General features: G+C 43.4%; 14 protein-coding genes. 6 read left to right on the forward strand and 8 right to left on the reverse strand.

Annotation, left to right across the window (positions count from 1 at the left end):
- Positions 1-6: 6 nt before the first annotated feature.
- Positions 7-9,828: a non-ribosomal peptide synthetase gene (locus BMW94_RS17915; protein ID WP_091000368.1), complete on the forward strand. Its 9,822-nt coding sequence runs from the start codon at positions 7-9 to the stop codon at positions 9,826-9,828.
- Positions 9,829-10,032: 204 nt separating this feature from the next.
- Positions 10,033-10,215, forward strand: coding sequence for a YjfB family protein (locus BMW94_RS17920; RefSeq protein ID WP_024630505.1), 183 nt, complete (start codon positions 10,033-10,035; stop codon positions 10,213-10,215).
- A gap of 102 nt (positions 10,216-10,317) precedes the next feature.
- Here BMW94_RS17920 and BMW94_RS17925 read toward each other — a convergent pair whose 3' ends face one another.
- The 5 genes from BMW94_RS17925 to BMW94_RS17945 all read right to left on the reverse strand — a co-directional run bounded on the left by BMW94_RS17925 (position 10,318) and on the right by BMW94_RS17945 (position 16,255).
- On the reverse strand, positions 10,318-11,055 hold the full coding sequence (locus BMW94_RS17925) for an HAD family hydrolase (RefSeq protein WP_091000369.1): 738 nt from the start codon (positions 11,053-11,055) through the stop codon (positions 10,318-10,320).
- Between the two features lie 71 nt (positions 11,056-11,126).
- On the reverse strand, positions 11,127-12,176 hold the full coding sequence (locus tag BMW94_RS17930) for a zinc-dependent alcohol dehydrogenase (protein WP_091000370.1): 1,050 nt from the start codon (positions 12,174-12,176) through the stop codon (positions 11,127-11,129).
- Positions 12,177-12,452: 276 nt separating this feature from the next.
- The gene (locus BMW94_RS17935; protein ID WP_091000371.1) at positions 12,453-13,691 is read right to left on the reverse strand and encodes an aspartate aminotransferase family protein; all 1,239 of its coding nucleotides are present in this window, start codon (positions 13,689-13,691) and stop codon (positions 12,453-12,455) included.
- Between the two features lie 90 nt (positions 13,692-13,781).
- On the reverse strand, positions 13,782-14,990 hold the full coding sequence (locus tag BMW94_RS17940; RefSeq protein ID WP_091000372.1) for an MFS transporter: 1,209 nt from the start codon (positions 14,988-14,990) through the stop codon (positions 13,782-13,784).
- A gap of 380 nt (positions 14,991-15,370) precedes the next feature.
- The gene (locus BMW94_RS17945; RefSeq protein WP_091000373.1) at positions 15,371-16,255 is read right to left on the reverse strand and encodes a hypothetical protein; all 885 of its coding nucleotides are present in this window, start codon (positions 16,253-16,255) and stop codon (positions 15,371-15,373) included.
- Between the two features lie 200 nt (positions 16,256-16,455).
- On the opposite strand from BMW94_RS17945, the gene BMW94_RS17950 reads away from it, so the two are divergent.
- Positions 16,456-17,148 (forward strand): pseudouridine synthase, encoded by a 693-nt coding sequence (locus BMW94_RS17950; RefSeq protein WP_091000374.1) that lies wholly within the window; start codon positions 16,456-16,458, stop codon positions 17,146-17,148.
- A gap of 98 nt (positions 17,149-17,246) precedes the next feature.
- Here the strand turns inward: BMW94_RS17950 and BMW94_RS30965 are convergent, their stop codons facing one another.
- The 3 genes from BMW94_RS30965 to BMW94_RS17960 form a co-directional block, all read right to left on the reverse strand.
- On the reverse strand, positions 17,247-17,450 hold the full coding sequence (locus BMW94_RS30965; protein ID WP_302848006.1) for an EamA family transporter: 204 nt from the start codon (positions 17,448-17,450) through the stop codon (positions 17,247-17,249).
- A gap of 9 nt (positions 17,451-17,459) precedes the next feature.
- Entirely contained in the window at positions 17,460-18,059 is a 600-nt protein-coding gene (locus BMW94_RS17955) for a DMT family transporter (protein ID WP_254790275.1), read from the reverse strand.
- Positions 18,060-18,385: 326 nt separating this feature from the next.
- Entirely contained in the window at positions 18,386-19,639 is a 1,254-nt protein-coding gene (locus BMW94_RS17960) for a cytochrome P450 (RefSeq protein ID WP_091000375.1), read from the reverse strand.
- Positions 19,640-19,736: 97 nt separating this feature from the next.
- Here BMW94_RS17960 and BMW94_RS17965 point away from each other — a divergent pair, with 97 nt between their 5' ends.
- The 3 genes from BMW94_RS17965 to BMW94_RS31330 form a co-directional block, all read left to right on the forward strand.
- Positions 19,737-20,894 carry a YhgE/Pip domain-containing protein gene (locus BMW94_RS17965; protein ID WP_091000376.1) on the forward strand — a complete coding sequence of 386 codons (1,158 nt, stop codon included), beginning with the start codon at positions 19,737-19,739 and terminating at the stop codon, positions 20,892-20,894.
- A gap of 70 nt (positions 20,895-20,964) precedes the next feature.
- Positions 20,965-21,510 carry a PadR family transcriptional regulator gene (locus BMW94_RS17970; RefSeq protein ID WP_175480749.1) on the forward strand — a complete coding sequence of 182 codons (546 nt, stop codon included), beginning with the start codon at positions 20,965-20,967 and terminating at the stop codon, positions 21,508-21,510.
- Positions 21,511-21,666: 156 nt separating this feature from the next.
- Positions 21,667-21,828: HTH domain-containing protein (locus BMW94_RS31330; protein ID WP_368086919.1), on the forward strand; the 162-nt coding region annotated here is incomplete at its 3' end.

A 21,828-nucleotide genomic window follows, 5' to 3' on the forward strand; every position in this document is an offset into this window, starting at 1 on the left:
TGCCGTATGTCTATTTTTAAGAAACAGGAATCGTATTGGGCAAGCCGATTTGAAGATGATGATGTTCTTGTTCATTTGCCTTATTGCAAGACAACCTCCAAACACTCAGACGATACGCAGCACCAGAATTATATATATAAGCCTTTGTCAGCCGATGTTTCACATAAAATCAAGTCCATGTCGCGAAACGCTCCCATGGCCATTTACACGATATTATTAACAGGAGTTCAGTGTCTATTATATAAATACACAAATGAAAACAAATTGCTTATTGGCATGAGAGCGATGGAAGAAAAGAACAATGATCTGTCGCTTTCAAATAAAGTACTCATCTTAAAAAGCAGTATCGATCATACGACGTCATTTAAATCTTTATTTAATCAATTGAAGGCCAGTTTAAGTGAAGCCATCCAGCATCAACGAATTCCTTTCAGAAAAATGGTCGAACATTTACATGTTCAGTATGATTCGAACCATGTACCAATGATTCATACCTTGGTTTCGTTGAATGAAATTCATCCTGTCCTTAATGAAAATAGCGTAAAAGCAGCCACTATTTTTCACTTTGATCTGGACAACGATTTCGTTCATTTGAAATTAGTTTATGATGAAGAGCGTTATGATCGAGATTATATGGTCCAAGTTGTAGAACATCTTGACCAATTGTTTTCCGTTGTTTTGAACCAACCGGATCTGGAGTTAAGTCAAGTCGAAATGTTATCAGAGTTTCATCGAAACAAGCTGTTATTTGACTTTAACGATACAAGGGTGGGCTATCCACAGAACAAGACGATGCATCAATTATTTGAAGAACAGGTGGAACGAACACCGGACCATCCAGCAGTAGTGTTTGAGAATAGACAACTAACGTACAGCGAGTTAAATCAACAATCCAACCAATTAGCCTGGACACTCCAATCCAAGGGGGTACAGGCTGGTCAGTTTGTTGGCATTATGGCAGAACGCTCACTTGAGATGATCGTAGGTTTATTCGGTATTCTAAAAGCCGGGGGCGCTTATGTTCCCATCGATCCGGAATACCCGGCAGAGCGCATTCGCTTTATACTGGAGGATTCAAAAGTGGCTTGGTTGCTTCATCAAAGTCATTTACAGCAACCTGAACATTTTGCAGGGACATGTGTAGTTCTGGGTTCTGGGAAAAATCACAATAGCCACAATTTGAATTTGAAACACACAGCCAGTGCAAGTGATTTGGCATATATGATTTACACGTCAGGAACAACAGGCAATCCAAAAGGTGTGATGATTGAACATGCCAGTATTGCAAATTCCCTGCAATGGAAATCGGATTTTTATCAATTTACCGGAGAAGATCGGGTATTAATGCTGAATCCATTCGTATTTGATTCATTTATTACTCATTTCTTTGGTCCGATGATATCTGGATCGACGGTGTATTTGTTAAACCAGCAGCAGTGTAAAGATGCTGTAGCCATAAATACCATAATAAAAAAACAGGAAATCACACACATCCAAAGTCCTCCCAGTTTCTTGATGACCCTATTGGAACAAGTGAACGCAGAAGATTGGGCATCCATGAAAAATGTGGTTGCTGCGGGAGAGAAGATTGTTCCTTCCTTAATACACCTATTGAATCGCATAAATCCACAAATCGAAGTTTGTAACGAGTACGGGCCAACCGAAAACAGTGTCGTATCCACGGTTCTTTCGATTAACTCCACCGAGCAATATATCTCGATCGGGAAGCCTATTGCGAATAACAGAGTATACATCTTAGGGGAACAGGATGGATTGCAGCCTGTTGGAGTACAAGGAGAATTATGTGTAGCGGGAGCAGGGCTCTCCAGAGGTTACTTGAACCGTCCAGATCTGACGGCGGAAAAGTTCGTCGATGATCCATTTGTTTCGGGAGCGAAGATGTACAAGACGGGTGACTTTGCAAGATGGCTGCCCGATGGGAACATTGAATATATGGGAAGGATGGATCATCAAGAGAAAATCCGTGGATACCGGATTGAACTTGGTGAAGTAGAGACGGCCCTTTTAAACAATACCAAAATACAAGAGGCCATCGTCATAGCCTGGGAAGATGAAATGGGAACAAAGCAATTATGTGCATATCTGGTAGGGACTCATGCAATAGTAATCGGGGAGCTGCGGGAAGAACTGTCCAAACTGCTGCCACACTACATGATTCCGTCCTATTTTGTACAGATGCATCAGATGCCACTCACGTCCAACGGAAAAATCGATCGCAAAGCGCTGCCCGCTCCCAAAGAAAATATGTTGAAGGGCATCGAGTACGAAGCACCACGCACGATGGTGGAACAACAACTCGCATCCGTCTGGGAAGATGTACTGGGTGTACAGAACATTGGGATTTCTGATAATTTCTTTGAGCTAGGTGGAGATTCGATTAAATCCATTCAAGTTTCTTCGAGATTATATCAAGCAGGCTACCAGGTACAGATGGATCATCTATTTAAAAATCCAACCATTGCAAGCTTGATTGCCTATGTTCAACCCATTAGTACGATGTCAGAACAGGGAAGCATCACTGGAGAAGTGATGCTGACTCCAATCCAGCATTGGTTTTTTGAGCAATACCAGGTGGACGCCCATCATTATAATCAGTCCGTTATGTTGTATCGAAAAGAAGGCTATCATGAAGCCTCACTTCTCCGTGTATTCGACAAAATAAGTGAGCATCACGATGCACTTCGTATGGTATATCGCCAAACGGAACATGGTTATGAAGCGTGGAATGAAGGGCAGGAAAAAGAATCATTGTATACCCTTGAAGTGATGGACTTCAAGTCATCAACGGATCCATCTCAACAGATCGAGAAGAAAGCAAATGAAATTCAAAGCAGTTTCAACTTGCGTCGTGGCCCTTTGATGAAGGTTGGCTTATTCCAATGTGCAGATGGGGATCATCTATTAATCGTTATTCACCATTTGGTCATCGACGGAGTTTCATGGCGAATTTTGATCGAAGACATATCGAGGGGGTATGAACAATTATGTCAACAAGAACCGATTCAACTACCTCAAAAGACAGCTTCCTTCCAGTTATGGACAGAACAACTCAAGTTGTATGCGGACAGTGAAGCCATAACACAAGAGCTTGTTTACTGGAATGGAATAGAACAGGAGTCCTATAAGCTGTTACCTACAGATTTCAAAACGAATGATGCACTGGAAAAAGACAGTGAAGAAATAACATTGGAATGGACAGCCGCGGAAACGGAGCAGTTATTGAAACATGCGAATCGTGCTTATCAAACGGAAATTAACGATTTGCTGCTCAATGCATTAGGCATGTCTATTCATCAATGGACGGGCATGGACAAGGTGCTGGTCAATCTGGAGGGACATGGAAGAGAACAAATTTTACCGGATCTCGATATTACACGAACGGTCGGATGGTTTACGAGCCAATACCCGGTTGTGCTTGATATGAGAGCAAGTTCAAATATGTCCCTCCTCATCAAAACAAACAAAGAAATGATTCGTCAAATCCCTAAAAGAGGGATTGGTTATGGTATTTTAAGATATTTAAGTGCACATCAGCAGGAGGCTCCGTTTACCTTGAATCCTGAAATTAGTTTTAACTATTTGGGACAATTCGATCAGGATCTTCAGAATAGTGGGATGCAAATTTCCCCGTATCCAGGCGGAGCAACAGCAAGCGAGAATCACAGAAGAAACGTTCTTATTGACATGAATGCCTTAATTATGGAAGGCAAATTGTCGTTGTCCATTAAGTATAATCGAACACAATATCGAAAAGACACGATGGAGCGAGTGGCGAAATATTTTCGGGATCATCTGCAAGAAATAATAAAGCACTGTGTGACCAAAGAGAAGCCGGAATTAACGCCAAGTGATCTAACGTTAAAGGGAATCAGCATTGAAGAATTAGAAGGATTTGTACATGAATCGGAACACATCGGTGAAATCGAAGATATATATGCCTTGTCTCCGATGCAGAATGGGATGTTTTTCCATCATTTGCTTCAATCAGGCTCTGAAGCTTATTTCCTTCAAACGACGCTGGATCTTCATGGTTCGTTAGACGTGGAAGCTTTTACGAAGAGTTTGGATCAGTTGATGCAACGAAATTCGATTCTCAGAACGAATTTCCACAGCAAATGGAAAAATGGACCCTTGCAAGTGGTATACCGTCATAAACAAAATGGGTTTATATACGAAGATCTACGTGAGATGAATGAAGAAGAACGTGAAGCCCATGTGGCAGCCTATACGAGAGCAGATAAATTAAAGGGTTTCGATCTGTCTCAGGATGTGTTAATGCGTATCTCGATCTTGCACACTCATGATCAAACCTATCGTTTCATTTGGAATTATCATCATATTTTGATGGATGGCTGGTGCCTGTCTCTTGTCATTCAGGAGCTGTTCGACGGATACTTTGCTATTCAGGAACAACGGAAACTGGAGGAAAAGGTTACGATTCCATACAAACACTATATCGAATGGCTGGAAAACCAAGATCATGAAGCATCCCTCAAATACTGGTGTGACTTATTGCAAGGATATGATGAGCACACCACTTTGCCGAAAGAACATACCATTACGAAGAGTGATGAATATCATTCAGAGAATATGATTTATACACTAAGTCAGGAATTAACCGGTCAAATCGCACAAGTGGCAAGTCAGAATCAGGTGACGCTGAATACGTTCATGCAGACAGCATGGGGAATGTTGCTACAGATATATAACGGCAGTGAGGATGTCGTATTCGGAAGCGTGGTTTCGGGCAGACCTGCGGCGATTGTTGGAGTTGAACGTATCATTGGCCTGTTCATCAATACGATCCCTGTACGTATTCAGATTGAAGGGAAAGAGACATTTGCAGCGATCATGAAACGGAATCAGGAACAAGCTGTCGCTTCACATCCGTATGAGACGTATCCGTTATATGAGATTCAAGCGGAAACACCGCAAAAACAAAATTTGATTGATCATATTTTAATATTTGAAAATTATCCGGTACAAGGCATTATGGAACAGTTTGGGGATCAGGAGGAAACAGCTCTTCGGATTACCAATGTAGAAGCAGATGAACAAACGAATTATGATTTTAACCTGATTATCAAACCAGGCGAATCCATGAAATGGATGTTCTATTACAATGCAAACGTCTATGATCGGGCAAGCGTAGAACGCATTCAAGGTCACTTGATTCAGATGTTGGAGCAAGTGGTCAACAATCCTCATATCCCGATCCAGGAAATAGATTTGACCACAACTCAGGAAAAATCACAAATTTTGGAACGTTTTAATGATTCCATGGCTGATTATCCAAAGGACAAGACGATTCATGGGCTGTTTGAGGAGCAGGTGGAAAGGATTCCTGAACACGTCGCGGTTGTAATTGAGGATCAACGCTTGACCTATCAAGAACTGAACGGGAAAGCCAATCAATTGGCAAGAACGCTGCAAGCCAAAGGGATTCAGAGGGATCAGTTAATCGGGATTATCGCTGACCGATCGCTAGACATGGTTATAGGAATCCTTGCGATTTTGAAAGCGGGTGGCGCATATGTGCCCATTGATCCCGATTATCCAGAGGAACGTGTGAACTACATGCTTGCGGATTCGGGCGTACATATGTTGTTGCTGCAAAGTCATTTGCAAGAACGCATATCTTTTGCAGGAGAGGTTGTCTGTCTGGACCAACCTGAGTTTTATCATGAAGACCGTTCCAACTTGGGAATAACTGCTGCGCCAACGAGCTTGGCATACGTGATATACACTTCTGGAACGACAGGTAAACCGAAAGGGACGTGTATTGAACATAAAAATGTTGTTCGTTTGTTGTTCAATAGTAAAACTTTGTTTGATTTTAATGGATCGGATATCTGGACGTTGTTTCATTCCTTTTGTTTTGATTTTTCGGTGTGGGAAATGTATGGGGCGTTGCTCTATGGCGGAAAACTGGTTATCGTACCCCAAATGACGGCAAAAAGTCCGGAAAAATTTTTACGATTGTTAAAAGATGAGCATGTGACGATTCTGAATCAAACGCCTACGTACTTCTATCATCTTCTTCAGGAAGAACTGTCAGGTCATGCAGGTGATCTGAAATTAAGAAAAGTGATTTTTGGAGGAGAGGCTCTTAATCCAGCGTTATTAAAAAACTGGAAGGAGAAATACCCATTTATCCAGTTAATTAATATGTATGGGATAACCGAAACAACAGTTCATGTGACTTATAAGGAAATAACCGACATTGAAATACAGGCAGGAAAGAGCAATATTGGAAAACCGATCCCTACGTTGCAAACCTATATTTTGGATAAACAACAACGAATTCAACCTATTGGTGTTCAGGGAGAGCTATATGTAGCAGGTGAGGGGCTTGCCAGAGGTTATCTGAACCGGCCTGATTTAACAGCAGAGAAATTCGTAGATAATCCATGGGTTATACAAGGGAAAATGTACCGAACTGGAGATGCGGCGAGATGGCTGCCGGATGGAAATATTGAATATCTGGGACGAATCGACCAGCAAGTGAAAATTCGCGGTTACCGAATTGAGCTTGGCGAAGTGGAAACCGCGCTTTTGAAAATAGACTCCATTCAGGAAGCGGTCGTTATTGCCCGTGAGAATGAGGATGGATCGAAGCAATTGTGCGCATATTGGAAAGGCAACAGCTCACTGACAGCCAAGAAAATACGAACGGCGTTAGCTGATGATATTCCTGATTATATGATCCCTTCTTATTTTGTTCAATTAGAGCAAATACCGTTAACATCCAATGGGAAGATTGACCGAAAGGCATTGCCATCTCCACAAGAATATATGCAAAAAGGAACCGAATATATGGCACCCCAAAACCCTGTAGAACAAACGATAATCTCTGCCTGGGAAGCTGTGCTTGGCGTCCAAAGGATCAGCATATCAGATAATTTCTTTGAACTTGGTGGGGATTCGATTAAATGTATTCAAGTGTCCTCGAGGCTGCTTCAAGCAGGCTATAAAGTGGAGATGAAACATTTCTTCACCTACCCGACAGTAGCGGAGTTAAGTGAACATGTTACATCCGTAAGCACCATTTTGGACCAAGGGGAAGTTACGGGACAAGTGATGTTGACACCCATTCAGCGCTGGTTCTTTGATCAAAATATGGTGGATGCACATCATTACAATCAGGAAATGATGTTCTTTCGAGAAAAAGGGTTGGATGTTCGCTTCATTCACAGCATCATGAACAAGATCGTTAAGCAACATGATGCTCTTCGTATCGTTTATCGTCAGGCGCCTGAAGGCGGATACGAAGCTTGGAACCGGGGGGCAGTGGACGAAGAATTATTCAGTCTTGAAGTCTTTGATCTCAAGAGAGAAGTGGATCCTGCACCAATCATTGAAAATAAAGCGAAAGAAATTCAAAGCGGTATAGATCTGTCTCACGGGCCCTTGATCAAACTTGGCTTGTTCCAATGTGCTGAAGGCGATCATTTGCTTATTGTTATTCATCATTTGTTGGTAGACGGGGTGTCATGGCGTATTTTATATGAGGATATTCAAGCAGGACTTGATCAATTCTTACAAGGTCAAGAAATCCAGCTTCCTCAGAAAACGACTTCTTTTAAACAATGGGCTGAGCAATTGTCTATGTTTGCAGACAACGCGGCGATGGAGCAAGAGGAACAGTATTGGAGTCGTATGGGACAAGTTGAGATAAGCCCGCTGCCTAAAGATTTTGATTGTGATGAGACGATCGGGAAAGATAGTGAAACGATAACCATTCAGTGGACAGCAGCGGAAACCGAGCAATTATTAAAGCAGACACATCGTACGTATAATGCGGAAATTAATGATATATTGCTAACGGCATTGGGAATGGCTGTTCATGATTGGACAGGCATGGAAGAAATCGTTGTGAATCTGGAAGGGCATGGTAGAGAAGCCATCATTCCGGATTTGGATATCACGCGTACAGTGGGATGGTTTACGAGTATGTACCCTGTCATTCTTACGATGGAAGATGGGGCTGAGATATCAAGGCGGATTAAGTCCGTCAAGGAAGGACTGCGTCAGATCCCAAACAAAGGCATTGGTTATGGGATTTCAAGGTATTTGTCACACGGGCGTGAAACATACATTTTAGAGAAAAATCCTGAAATTAGCTTCAATTATATGGGACAGGTGAATCAAGATTCGGACCAAGACGGCATTCGATTCTCAGCTTATTCCAGCGGACCATCCGTAAGTGAGAATAACAAGAGACCTTTTGTTCTTAATATCAATGGCATCGTTATAGAGGGAAGGTTGTCGCTGACCCTTAACTATAGTGGAAAGCAATATCGACGGGAAACGATGGAGCAACTGGCTAGTTTGTATAAGGGAAGTCTCAATAGAGTAATTGAACATTGTGTAACGAAAGAACAAACCGAACTTACACCCAGTGATATTTCATGCAAGTCATTATCCATTGATCAATTGGATCAGATCGTGGAACAAACTCGGAACATCGGTCGAATCGAAAATGTATATCCGCTAACAGCTTTACAGAAAGAAATGCTGTACGAAAGTGAGCGAAATCCAATTTCGGGGGCTTATTTTGTACAAATCATGTTTGACATGCGTGGAAATTTGGATGTTGCCTCTTTTGCACAGAGCCTGGATCAATTAATGCAAAGGCATGCGATATTAAGAACTAATTTTTACAGTGATTTTATGGACATGCCTCTTCAAATCGTTTATCAAGAGAAGAAATTTGAATTTAACTATGAAGATGTAATGAACACAAGTGAGCTGCAACGCAAGGCTTATGTTGAGGAGTATATAGAGCAGGATAAAGCAAGAGGATTTGACTTGCAACAAGATTGTTTAATCCGCATGTCTATTTTACGAACAAAGCATGAGGAATACCGCGTCATATGGAGTTTCCACCATATTTTGATGGATGGATGGTGTATGTCTCTTGTAAGTAAGGAGATTTTTGAGAATTACTTTGCGATTCGGGAGAATAGAAAACCTGAAATGACTCTATTAACACCGTATAGTCAATTCATTGAATGGTTGGAGCAGCAAGACAATGAAGGCGCAATAACCTATTGGAATCATTACCTGAAAGGTTATGAAGGGCAAACGAAATTACCTGGAGAAAAAGCCAAACCGAAGCATGAAAGACAGAATTCCAGGACGCTTAACTGTTATTTGGATGAAGCACTGGTTCAGCAAATGAAACAGATTGCGGAACAACAGCAGGTTACCCTTCATACGTTAGTGCAAACCGCTTGGGGTATATTGCTACAACAATACAATGAAAGCGATGATGTTGTATTTGGCAGTGTTGTATCGGGTAGACCGCCTGTCATCCCTGGGATTGAGAGCATGATCGGATTATTCATTAATGCAATTCCTGTTCGGATTCACACTAAGGATAAAGAATCATTTACATCCTTATTGAAAAGGAATCAAGCGCAAGCTGTTGATTCACATGCCTATGATACGTATTCGTTATATGATATTCAAAATCTAACCAAGCAAAAACAATCCCTGATTAACCATGTTGTTGTCTATCAGAATTTTCCGGTAGATCATCGAATGGAGAATTTGGGCCAAAAAGGAGAAACACCGCTTGAGATTATGAATGTTGGGGGCACAGAACACAATAGTTTTGATTTTACTTTGATCGTAAAGCCTCATGAGAACATGAAGATTATATTGATGTATAATGCCAATGTTTATGATGTATCCACCATAGAACAGATTCAAAAACATTTTATCTCCATGATTAAACAAGTAGTAACGAACCCGGAAGCTAAAATAAACGAACTTGCCTTGATTACATCGAACAGTTATTAGAGCACTGGTAAACCCAAACGGCTCCGATTCTAAAGAATTGAAGCCGTTTAGGTTTTTTGGCAACAAAATGTTGAGATGAAACAATTAAGGGTATGAGTGAATCGATGCCCTTGCAAATTCTGATCATCCTTTTAACAATTGATCCATTCTGTCCGATATATAATAAGTACGCTCAATTGACCAGAAACGAAAGGAGTGCAGAACATGGATATTGCAGCATTATCAATGGCTATGAGTCAAGTCTCAGTGGCGCAGTCGGCGAGCTTGCAAGTTATGTCCATGTCGAAAGACATGGCAGAGCAGCAAGGTCAACAACTAACAGAAATGTTAAAGTCGGTTCCGGCTCCTCATCCTAATTTGGGTGGAAGTCTGGATATTTCGGTCTAGATGATATTTGAGTTTGCGTTCTCGCGTTAAATTTGCAGCAAGCAAAACCCAAATGGCTCCAATTCAAATGAATTGAAGCCATTTGGTTTGTTTATTTTCGTCTTAGTTTATTTCCGACAAGCTTGGCGATCTGCCTTTCAACGGAAGTGTCTCTTTCAGCGTCCATAACTCATCGTAACTGGAAATTTGAAGATCGGCTTTGGATAAGTCCTGGTCACCTGATCCCGGATTACGGTATCCGATGCAGCGCATGCCAGCACTTTTGGCGGCCTGAACACCATTGCGCGAATCCTCAATGACAAGGCAGTTCGTAGGGGATGCTCCAATCATTTCAGCTGTAGTCAGGAAAATATCCGGAGCCGGTTTGCCGTTTGTAACTTCCTCACCTGTCATTCGGACCTCAAAGTATTTTCCAAGTCCGGTCTTGTCCATGATCAGATCAATCAGTGCACGTGGAGATGAAGAAGCAACGGCTATCGGAATGTGCTGCTCATGCAGCCAGCTTAACCAGCGTTCCACGGAAGGCATGGCCGTCAGCTTCGGGTGAGCCAGCATCGTCTGCATTACATTATGTTGATGGTAGGCGAGGGCTTCTTCCACGGTAGCCGTCAACTGGTGCTTGTCCAACACCTGCCGCCACATCGATTCCAGCGTAACTCCAACATAGGTGTGATGTTCGGCCTCCGTCATTTTTGCTCCAAAATGGGCAAAAGAACTGCGCTCAATCTCGAAATAAATCGGTTCGCTGTCAATCAGTACGCCATCCATGTCAAAAATGACTGCCTGAATGCTGCCATCCTTCGACTCTCCCAGCCCGTCAAACTCCTTGTTTGCTGCCATGTTGTATTCCTCCTCCAGGATTCTGTAAGCAATTATCTCTAATTTATCTCAATCGTAGTTAACTTGCTACTTTAGATACTGGAGCCGCTGGATTGCAGCACCACTTTGATGGCATGTGAAGAGGCTTGAAGTGTGCGTCCCTGAATATCGCAGCCGAGTGTGCGGAATGCCTCTTCATAATCCTCCAACGGGAAAGAGTGGGTAATAATTTTTTTTGCCGGGATAATCTGCTGCTCAATCATGTAATGTGCTGTTGCGAATGTGCCCAGGGAGTCGATGGAGCCTATAATTTTCAGACTGCGGTCCACAACTTCCTTGGGATTAAACGATGTATTACCATCTCTCAGACCAACCAGCATGAGATAACCGCCACTGGCGAGCTGCGAAAGCACTTGTGTGCCCACGACGCCTGTTGTATCCACAATCATATCAACCTGATTGGTTGTGGGTGCCAGTGACTCTATCGCATTTTCAAAGGATGAATGAACCTCCCAGCGGTCCGGTGCAATCGAACCTGCAATAGCCAGACGTTCTTCAGAGATGTCGACGAGACAGCCAGTGACGCCTTTGGAAGCGAGTGCGTAGCTGTAAAGAATGCCGATCGGGCCTGCGCCGAGGATAATCGTTCTGAAATTTGGCAGCAAATGGATCTGATTAATGCCAGTAAGCATGCAGCTCAGCGGTTCAGTCAGGGTCGCTTCCTCATAGCTCACATGGTCCTTTAATTTATACAAAAAGCGATCCTCGGTTACATAATAATCCGTAAATGTACCGTCAGCGCTCACACCGGTCTCTGTAACCGATTTATGTGTGCAGTGATTTTGTCTGCCTGTTCTGCACATGTCGCATTGCCCGCAATAATAGGTAGGGTCGATGACAACCCGGTCGCCCGGTTGCAGTGTCGTTACAGCAGAGCCCACGGCAATGACTTCCCCGGCAGACTCATGACCAAGAATGACGGAAGGAACCGCATGATATTTACCACTGACAATACCGAGGTCGGTACCGCACACACCCGTTGCCCGGATTCGAACCAACACCTGATTGTCTCTTGTGATTTCCGGAACAGGCCGTTCCTCAAGCGCTACATCCCAAGCCGATTTGTATACCAATGCTAACATGTTAAAACCTCCTTATAATAATATGAAATGTAACTATAGCGATTCATTTTAAAAACAATTTCTGACAAGATACGAACGTAGTGAAGGGGACGAAATCGATTCTGGAGAAGCGGAGCGTTCGCCTTAAAGCTTTCTGAAAGAAAGCTGCTTCGGAAGCATACGCTATCAACGGATTTTTCCCTTGGAAAAGGAAATCAAAAAAATCGGAGGATAACAGCGATCAGAAGAACGATTCGTAACCGAAACGACCACTACGAGCAATGGCATTGAAATGTTTTAATGGACGCTGGCAAGCACCGAATCGAGTCGCTCTACAATTTCAACCAGCTCATCTTCTGTTGTGGTAAGTGATGGTCTGACCTTAACGACGTTCCCGAAGCCGTAACGTGATCCTCTTAAAATCAGATGCTCATCCGTGAAGGCACGGTCAATAATGGCGTTGGTTTTATCCGTATCCGGTTCATTATTGTCACCCACCATTTCCAATCCCCACATCAGCCCGACTCCGCGAGCTTCACCGATGCTTGGATATTTCATGGCCAAATCTTGCAGTAATCCACCTAAAATTTCACCTTTGCGTTTCACGTCATCGAGGAATCCGGGTTCGGATACAACCTCCAGGGTAGATTTGGCAGCGGTTACGGAGATCAGATTGCTTCCTGAGGTGAAGGAATGTTCATGCTTTTCCAGTACGTTCAATCGGGACTGCATCAATACCGCAGCAACAGGCACACCGATACCACCGAGCCCTTTGGCAAGGGTAATCATGTCAGGCTGGATATCGAACAGTTCGCTGGCGAACATATACCCGGTACGTCCGATTCCGGTCTGCACTTCGTCGGCAATAAGAATGATGTTGTACTCATCACATAGCTTACGCAGGCGCTTGAAATAACCTGCAGGAGGAATGATATTGCCGCCATTGCCGAGGATTGGTTCAATGATCATGCAGGCGACTGAGCCGGAGCTCGCATATTCTATAGCATCGGAGATAGCTTCAACGCATTGATATCCGCAGTCTCCGCTTGAAGATTTGAATGGGCAACGATAGCAGTATGGTGCAGGCACATGAACGGAGTTGGCAACAGCCGAGTTGGGGAACCGTTTACGCCGGAAGGCATTTCCTGAAATCCCGGTTGCAAACTGGGTCTGCCCATGATGGGACAGGTACAGGCTGATAATGTCTGTGGATTGCGTGTATTTCTGAGCAATTTTGGTGGCACATTCATTGGCGGTTGAGCCCGTAATATCCCGCATCCATCCGGCATTAATGTCGTTTGGAGCATATTCAATCAGATGATCGAGCACTTCATCCACGTAAGGTTCTGTGAAGGAGGAAGACATATGCGTCAGATTGCCGACTTGTTCCTGAATTTTGCTCACGACATGCGGGTGATTGTAGCCCAGTGACAGATTGAACGTACCGGATACGCCATCCAGATACTCAACGCCTGCATCGTCAATCAACTTAATCCCTTTTCCGGTTCTGAAACGGTTTTTGGTTAAAGTTTGCATACGATTCCCTCCATAAATGTAATGTACTAGCCTGAACGATGATCAATAATTCCGGATTACGCAGGCATCACCCCTCTCAAGATGCAACGTTTAAATCTCTTTACTCTGATGTGCGAGAGTTCCACTTACGCTGCTGTTCCGTACATTCCAGAGATGAGAGAGTACGAGAGTGAGGAGCAGAATCAGACAAAATCCGGCCAAAATCCAGATCGTGTTCACTACAGGCCACGCACTCATGCTCCAGCCGGTGACATACTGCAGGATGGCGCCACCAATACCGCCTGATGCAATCAGGATACTGGTTGTGCGTTCAGTCATGCCTGGAATTAGAATGTTGGCATAGACCAGTGCAATACAGAACAGTCCTGACATGAACAATCCAGTGCCGAAGATTAGCAGATATGTTGCCCATTGGCCTGTAACGAACACCATGGCAACGGCGAACAGAAGTGTTCCTACCGTACTCCAGATCAGGAAAGGCATGTAGTTGACGGCTTCAGCAATTTTTCCGGAAAAAAGACGGCCGATAATCATGGCAATCCATAGAATGGATACGCTGAGTGAAGCGACTGACTCCTGCAACTGCAAACGTTCGACCAGGATGGAAGGCAGGAAGTTCATCAGGCCTAACTCGAGACCCATGTAAACGAAGAAAAAGATGACGAAGATGGTGAGCAGCCCCAGATGTTTTCTGGAATACTGGGCTCTACCCGTTGCATGTCCAACGGTATTTTCACCAGCTTGTTTCAGATATGAAGCGGCGGAGGTGGGCATGGTCACCCATAACAACATGAGAACAAGGGACAATGCGGAAACGGTATAAAACGTAAGATGCCAAAGATCCAGCCAAATGTATAAGGCAGCGACTGCCGGAATGAGAAGTGCTCCAAGGGCAAAGAACACATCAAGCTTGGACATGGCGACTGCTTTCTGATTTTCCGTGAATTCTATCGTAAAAGCACCAACAGAGGGCTCAATGATACCTGACCCAAACCCAACAAACATGGTTAGAAGAAGAACAACTGTCCAAGATGGCAAGAATCCGAGAACGGCATAGGCGGCCACAATACAGATCAATGCAATGGTTAACATGGATTTTCTGCCGATGCGGGCAGTCATGGAAGGAGCAACGAGCACCCCGACAAGAAAACCGAGAAACTGCAAAAACAACAAAAACCCGCCATCACTATAACCGCGCTCATAATGTGTCAATAAAACGGGTAGAAGTGCACCGAGTACAACGCTGGTTATGCCGATTAACAGATAAAAACCGCAGCTTAAAGCGAAAATTCTTCTCATAAGTTGCCCTCCTAAGATGGATATAAATTTTATATTATGTAAATATTGTTTCTTTCGTATATAACTTATACCATTATTATGCAATTGTACATGCTTTTTATTGTAAAATAATGTTAACTTTTGACGAATGGATAATCTTTCTCACACAATGTTCATCCTAAAACGATTTCGTGTCGAAATAAAAAAGTTTCCTAGTCTGAAATAGACAGGAAACTTCTTGACTTTATGGAACATTAATTCAAATATGAGTTAACTTATTCTGGTTCGGATGATCAGGGTCCATTAAAAGTTGGGTAACTGTGTGCATGGGAAACTCCTTTTTCATCTGGATTAAGCTGTTTATACAAAACAATAATCATTAATATGAAAGGCTGGTGCGTTTAATCTTTGACTTGAATCGCTTCTCCAAACAGCTTGCGTGCTTTGTCCCAATCGACGCCTAGTTTACCTTGCCAGCCCGCCCAAGGCATCTGCATATCAGAGCGGCCTTTGGTATTGTTAAGCAGCAACTCACCGTTCAGGATATGCTCGTTGTTAGTCCAATGGTCTGTACTGAGGGAGAGAACCTGATTGGGCAGTACACCTACTCTGGACAGCGCTTGAAGAATACTTCGACGAATCCCGGCGTGTCCTTTGATCAATTTCTCTGCAGTGAGTCGTTTCTCAAATTTTCCCGGAGACTCTTCGTCCTCAGCCTGATCCAGCATGTAAAGCAGTTGATTGAATGTGCTGATATCCTCGGTAGTCGGTTTAATAGGTCCTTGCTCAAGTAAGGTGACAAACTCTGTCAGATCGGCGTATGCACCTACACTTGTCCCACTGTAATCATAACCCTGATGGAGAGCGTATCGAATAGTGGAGAGATTCTTCCAGCCCTCGTCGCTATGACTGAAACCGCAAACTCTGCAAGCAAGAAATTGCTCGGTCTCTTCGTAAGCATGCGCCTGCGAGTGAATCATCATATGGTAGCTTGCGAGCGTAGATATGCCTCGTGGATAACTGCCCCCGACCCCTGCAATAAATGCTTGGGTAATTGTGGACCAGGAAAGACGTTCATTCTGCTGGAAAGTGATTAGTTGCTGAATGAGTTCATCATGATGGATCATTTCCAGATCGTTAGCCACCCAGCCTTGTGTAGACAGTAGCTCCTGTTCGGCTCCAGTTAATGTATTCGTTTGATAGATCATTACTTCTCGTACTCTGTCATAATCACCATTGGTGTGTAGATATAACTTTTTTAGGACTCTCATGCACGTTTTGTCCATGCTTAACTCCTTTCCTTAGTTTAATTTGGATTTACTATATACCTCCGTATAACAATTCATTTGCTTCGTTTCATTATAAGTGAGATGATGTGGGATGAAAATCAGTACAAGGTACTAACCTATTGAACGAAGCAGATAAACTGACAACATGAACTCGCTAATGGACCAGCGGCAATATTACAGATGAGAAGTGGTGGAGCATGCGAATTAACAAATACATAAGTGAAACGGGATTTTGCTCCCGCAGGGAAACGAACCGATTAATTGCAGCCGGGCGGATTACGATTAATGGCAAGGTATGTGAAAAAGGTGCGGACGTCGAGCCCGAGGATATCGTGCTCATTGATGGTAAAGAGATTCCTTACAATGATCACGAGCCGGTTTACCTTGCTCTGAATAAACCGATCGGCATTGTCTGCACCGCAGCGGAACAGGTGGAGGGAAACATCATTCAGTATGTGAATTATCCCTCGCGTATCTTTGCTATTGGCAGGCTGGATAAGGCGTCCGAGGGTTTGATTTTTCTGACGAATGACGGGGACATTGTGAACAAGATGATGCGTTCGGAGCATAACCATGACAAGGAATACGTAGTAACCGTAGACAAACCAGTGACAGACGAATTCGTACGGGCGATGTCGCAAGGGGTTGAGATTATGAATGTGGTGACGAAGCCGTGTGAGGTATATAAGCAACGTGAGAACGTATTTCGTATCATTTTGACTCAGGGGCTTAATCTGCAAATCCGCAGAATGTGCAAGGCCCTAGGTTACAGAGTGCTCAAGTTGGAGCGCATCCGAATTATGAATGTTACGCTCGATGGACTGGAACGTGGGCAATGGAGACATCTGGAGAAGCAGGAGTTGGAGAACCTTCTATCCATGTTGAATTAGAGAAGGGTGTCGAAGCCATGTCCTGGCAAAATGAAGAGAGGCACTAATCCGTCAGGATTAATGCCTCTTTTTTGAGTTATAGACGATAAAGTCATATATTATTGAAGTTTCGGTAACGTATTAGGAATTCTTTTTCTTTGTACTTTCTTCTCTGAAATGAATGATCCGAGCAACGTTAACAGAGCTCCGAGCAGCGTTATCCAGGTAATCCGTTCATGTAGAATTAGTGCAGAAGCGACGACAGTAATGACAGGCACCAAATAAATGTAGACACTTGTTTTGACGGCTCCCAGAAGACTCACTGCCCGGTTTCAAGTTACAAAACATAAGGCGGAGGCACCCAGCCCGAGGAAGAGAAGGTTCGAGAGGTTGGCCATGTTGGCGAAGCGCCCAAGATCGAAGTGGAATTCGAACAGGAATAAAGCCGGCAGCATGAATAATAGTCCATAAAAGAATACTTTGCGTGTAGCACCGATGGTGTGATAGGGAAGTTCACCTATTTTGCGCATGATAACAGAGTAGATCGCCCATACAGCAGGTGCCACGAAAGCGAGCAGATCCCCCAGCGGATTCAGTTGCAGAATGAAACTGCCGTTGAATCCAATAAGGATAATGCCAATCAAGGCAAGGGCGAAGCCTACAATAAACCGCTTGTGCAATCTCTCTCCATCCAGGAAGAAGTGTGCAAGGACTGCCGTAAAGAATGGTGCAATTGAAACAATAACACCTACATTGGAAGCGAGTGTGTACACCAGTGCAATATTTTCAATGAGAAAATATAACGTAACCCCGCATAATCCAGCACCGATAAAGAGCATTTCTTCTCGAAGTGAGGTAATTCGCATCAACCTCGGATAGATCAGGAATAGCACCACATAGCCAATCACAAATCGGAAAAATAGAATCTCCACCGGTGTGAAATCGAATGCCTTCGAATTGATAGGCTCCTAGTTGTAGATCGGTATCGAACACGACGGTTCGCACTTCACGAGTCACCTGCTGCACCTTCTTTCTGGTAAGTTAAATGTCATTATAATATAAAAAGAAGGAGCTTTCTTGGACGATATTGCTCGTCTGTTTTGTTCAAACATGTAAAAAAACCAAAATACCGACTGCCCCTCAAGAAGGGGATGAAGAGTATTTTGGTTCAATTATAGCCTATTCTGGCCGAATGAAAACATTCATTTGGATTCAATCATTCTTTGCTTCTAAGGGCAACTAGATACGTGAAATGAACTTACGTATACAGCTTCAGCGGAAGGCTTGTTAAAGATTGTCCGGCCGCAGAAGCGGTCAGATTCTCCTCCAGATTGAATTCTTCCACAGGTTCAATGCTGGTGAACGTTTTTAGAAATGTGGTCAGTACAATTTTGGCCTCCAGACGCGCCAGTGGTGCCCCCAGACAGAAGTGAGTACCGAAACCAAATGCAAGCTGTTTATTATTGTTCGATCGATGAATATTCAAGGTGAACGGATCATCGAACATGTTCTCATCCATATTAGCCGCACTCATCCACGCAACGATAGCGTCTCCCTTTTTTAGTTTAACACCAAGCAGATCGTTATCCTCTTTGACCATCCGGTCCATTTTGCTGATGTGAAAGCGATATCTTAGCATTTCCTCTACCGCGCCTGGAACTAGCTCAAGGTTATCCCTGAGTTCGGCATATAATTCCGGTTGGTCATACAGAAGGGCATAGAACGAGTTGGCCAGCAGGTTGCTTGTTGTTTCTATGCCAGCGCCCAGAATAAACATGGTGGTTCGCACGATCTCTTCATCCGTAAAGTGCTCGCCATCCACTTCCACCTGGATCAGGTCGGATATGATATCTTCTCCCAGATTGGATCTTTTGGACACAACGAAGGGATGCAAGTATTTAAAATATTCTTCACCGGCAATCTTTTTCATTGCGTTAATTTGATCAAAGGTGGCTTTGGTCGTGGGCATAAACATGGTGTCCACCCAATCCTTGAACAAATGGCGATCTTTGGAGGGGACGCCAAGCAGATCAGACATGATAATGACAGGAAACATGCTTGTATAAGCTTCCACAATGTCCACTTCTGATTGATCTTTAAATTCTCTAATTAACTCTTCGGCCACAGCCTCTATTCTCGGTTCCCAAAGCTTGAGACTTCTCGGTGTAAACGCACTTGCCAGCAATGATCTCCGCTTGCGATGTTCCGGCGGATCTACGTTGTGAATATCCAGCTTGTCCGGCATATGATACTCGCTGTCCGCGCCTTCTTCTTCACTTGAATATCCCACGTTAATAATTGATCTTTTTCTCACACTGGAGAAGTGCTCATGATCATTAAGCACGGTTTTGACAAGATCATACCTGAATACATGCCAGGAATCGGTCTCTTCATTGTAGATGACAGGTTCCTGATTCAACATGCTGCGATACCAACGGTAGGGACTGAATTCTTCTTCTTTCGATTGGAAATTCGTGATTTCTGACAGAGAAATAATAGAGTTCTTCGTCATTCGTTTCGCCTCCTTGGTTGGTCTCATTGACAAATATAACAAATAAGAGTACTTTAATTCAAGTAGTTTAAATTAAAACAACAAGGTGGAGTAGAGAGTGAAGAACATACTGAAGCACGGCGGAGTCAAGGCAGGCATATTCATGATCGTTTTTTATCAGATTGTAATGTTGACCGTTTTCATGTCAGGGTATAGCGCAATTCCCAAAAATGTAACCAATCTTACGGTGGCCATTGTCAACGAGGACCAGCAATCCGGTACTGAATTTGTACAAAAATTGCAAGAACAATTGCCATTTAAGGTAGTGACTAACGAATCATTGGAACAGGCAAAGACAGGGCTTGAAGACCGGGATATTCATATGATCATACGTATACCGGGTGATTTTACGGAGAAACTGTCTGAACAGGGCGGCAAAGCTCAACTCCAATACCTGATTAATGAATCAAACCCAACAACAATCACAAGCTCTATGAAAAATGTAGCTGCTGAAATCACGGCGCAGATGGGCGCACAGGTTCAGGCACAGAGCTTTGAGGGTGTGCTGAGCAGTATGCAGGTTCCTGCGGAGCAATCGAAGCAGATTGTGGAATCCACTATGGGCAAAGTGTCATCCGACATCGTTCTCAGCAATCCGCAGCCAGCAGGCATGCAGAATCAGATGGCACCGATGTTCATCACCATGGCGCTCTATGTTGGAGCCATGATCTATGCGATGCAAAGCATTGGCGGAATGAAACAACTGCAAGGGCAAATGGGTAAATGGAAAGCATTCTTTGCAATGCGAGGAGTCAACCTGCTTGTTTCCATCCTTGCTCCGCTTGTAGGGATCGGCATTTATTTTATGGTGCAGGGGTATGGGGTGGAAGTGTTTTTGAAAATGTGGATGGTACACAGCTTGCAGCTGTTTGTGTCAATTGAATTCACAAGCATCTTTATCATGCTTCTAGGTCAAGGTGGAATGCTGATCAACATGATATTTGTACTCAGCCAATCCATTGCAAACGGGACGTCCATGTCACCGGAGATGATGCCAGGATATTTCAAATTCGTGAGTCAAATCACACCGATGTTCTATTCAACGCATCTGGATTATAATATTCTCTTTGGCGGAGGAAATACGGTAAAATATGCGGTTGGACTGGCATTGGTGGGCATGGGAGCCTTTGTGATCAATACGGTCATTCATCATTTCAAAAAAGCCAAACAGACTGATACAACACAGGAGTCTGTACAACAGCCCGTTATGATATAAAATAGAAGTGATGAGGGTAGGCGGTGAGAAGGAAGCTGTACCCTTGGAAGAGAGAATGGGGGCAGTCACAATGTCGATTCAAATATTTATACTCGGTGCACTAAGTGAGGGGAATTATTATCCCTATGATATTAAGAAACGAATTGGGAAACATTTGGATCAAACGGATGCCAAGATTACGGAAGGCACCATTTATTATAATTTTGAAGTGTTGCTGAAGAAGGGCCTGATCGAGAAGGTTGAAACGATTCAGACTGAAAATCGACCGGATAAAACGACATATGGAATCACCGATAAAGGACGTCAGTCCCTTGAACAGAGCATATATAAGGTGTTCCAGAAGTTTACGAATGTACAGTCCTTATATGCTGCCTTGGTCCATTTGGATAAGGTGGATAATCAGAAGATCGCGTATTTGATTGAGGATATTATTGAGAAGATGAATAAGAGGCTGGAATATATTGATTCTCATACACCTCAGGAGATTGATGTGCAGGAGGATCTGAAAGATGCACTGTTGTTGATGCGAGATCACGCGTACCACTCCATTCAGAGTGATATGATCTGGCTTCAGAAGCTGCTGCATCATGTTCAGAGCAGAGTATTAAAAAGCTAAATCATATTTGATTCTTCATATTGTCCATAATATATTATTCATAAGAAGTCGCCATGGCGGTGGCTTTCATATGATCAGGTTAGCCGGAATTTTAAAATGTACCCTATAAGATAGACACTTTAAAAAAGGTCATCTTGTAGGGTCTTTTTGTGTACAATGAATAAAAAACGAGCGGTGGTCAAGCAGATGTCAAAAAAATACTTTACAACTCAAGAGCAAGATCAGTTAAGAAGAAATCCCTATGTGAAAAATGTCAGCGCTAAAGCTATTACGTACACGGATGCGTTCAAAGAACGATTTATTCAAGAATACAGTCAG

It is taken from the genome of Paenibacillus sp. OK003 (assembly GCF_900109515.1).
Classification (GTDB): Bacteria; Bacillota; Bacilli; order Paenibacillales; family Paenibacillaceae; genus Paenibacillus; species Paenibacillus marchantiae.

What these genes read in the sequence shown, in the direction of transcription:
- BMW94_RS17915 (WP_091000368.1), top strand. Translation starts at nt 7, where the DNA reads ATGTCTATTTTTAAGAAACAGGAATCGTATTGGGCAAGCCGATTTGAA.
- BMW94_RS17920 (WP_024630505.1), top strand. Translation starts at nt 10,033, where the DNA reads ATGGATATTGCAGCATTATCAATGGCTATGAGTCAAGTCTCAGTGGCG.
- BMW94_RS17925 (WP_091000369.1), bottom strand. Translation starts at nt 11,055, where the DNA reads ATGGCAGCAAACAAGGAGTTTGACGGGCTGGGAGAGTCGAAGGATGGC.
- BMW94_RS17930 (WP_091000370.1), bottom strand. Translation starts at nt 12,176, where the DNA reads ATGTTAGCATTGGTATACAAATCGGCTTGGGATGTAGCGCTTGAGGAA.
- BMW94_RS17935 (WP_091000371.1), bottom strand. Translation starts at nt 13,691, where the DNA reads ATGCAAACTTTAACCAAAAACCGTTTCAGAACCGGAAAAGGGATTAAG.
- BMW94_RS17940 (WP_091000372.1), bottom strand. Translation starts at nt 14,990, where the DNA reads ATGAGAAGAATTTTCGCTTTAAGCTGCGGTTTTTATCTGTTAATCGGC.
- BMW94_RS17945 (WP_091000373.1), bottom strand. Translation starts at nt 16,255, where the DNA reads ATGGACAAAACGTGCATGAGAGTCCTAAAAAAGTTATATCTACACACC.
- BMW94_RS17950 (WP_091000374.1), top strand. Translation starts at nt 16,456, where the DNA reads ATGCGAATTAACAAATACATAAGTGAAACGGGATTTTGCTCCCGCAGG.
- BMW94_RS17960 (WP_091000375.1), bottom strand. Translation starts at nt 19,639, where the DNA reads ATGACGAAGAACTCTATTATTTCTCTGTCAGAAATCACGAATTTCCAA.
- BMW94_RS17970 (WP_175480749.1), top strand. Translation starts at nt 20,965, where the DNA reads ATGTCGATTCAAATATTTATACTCGGTGCACTAAGTGAGGGGAATTAT.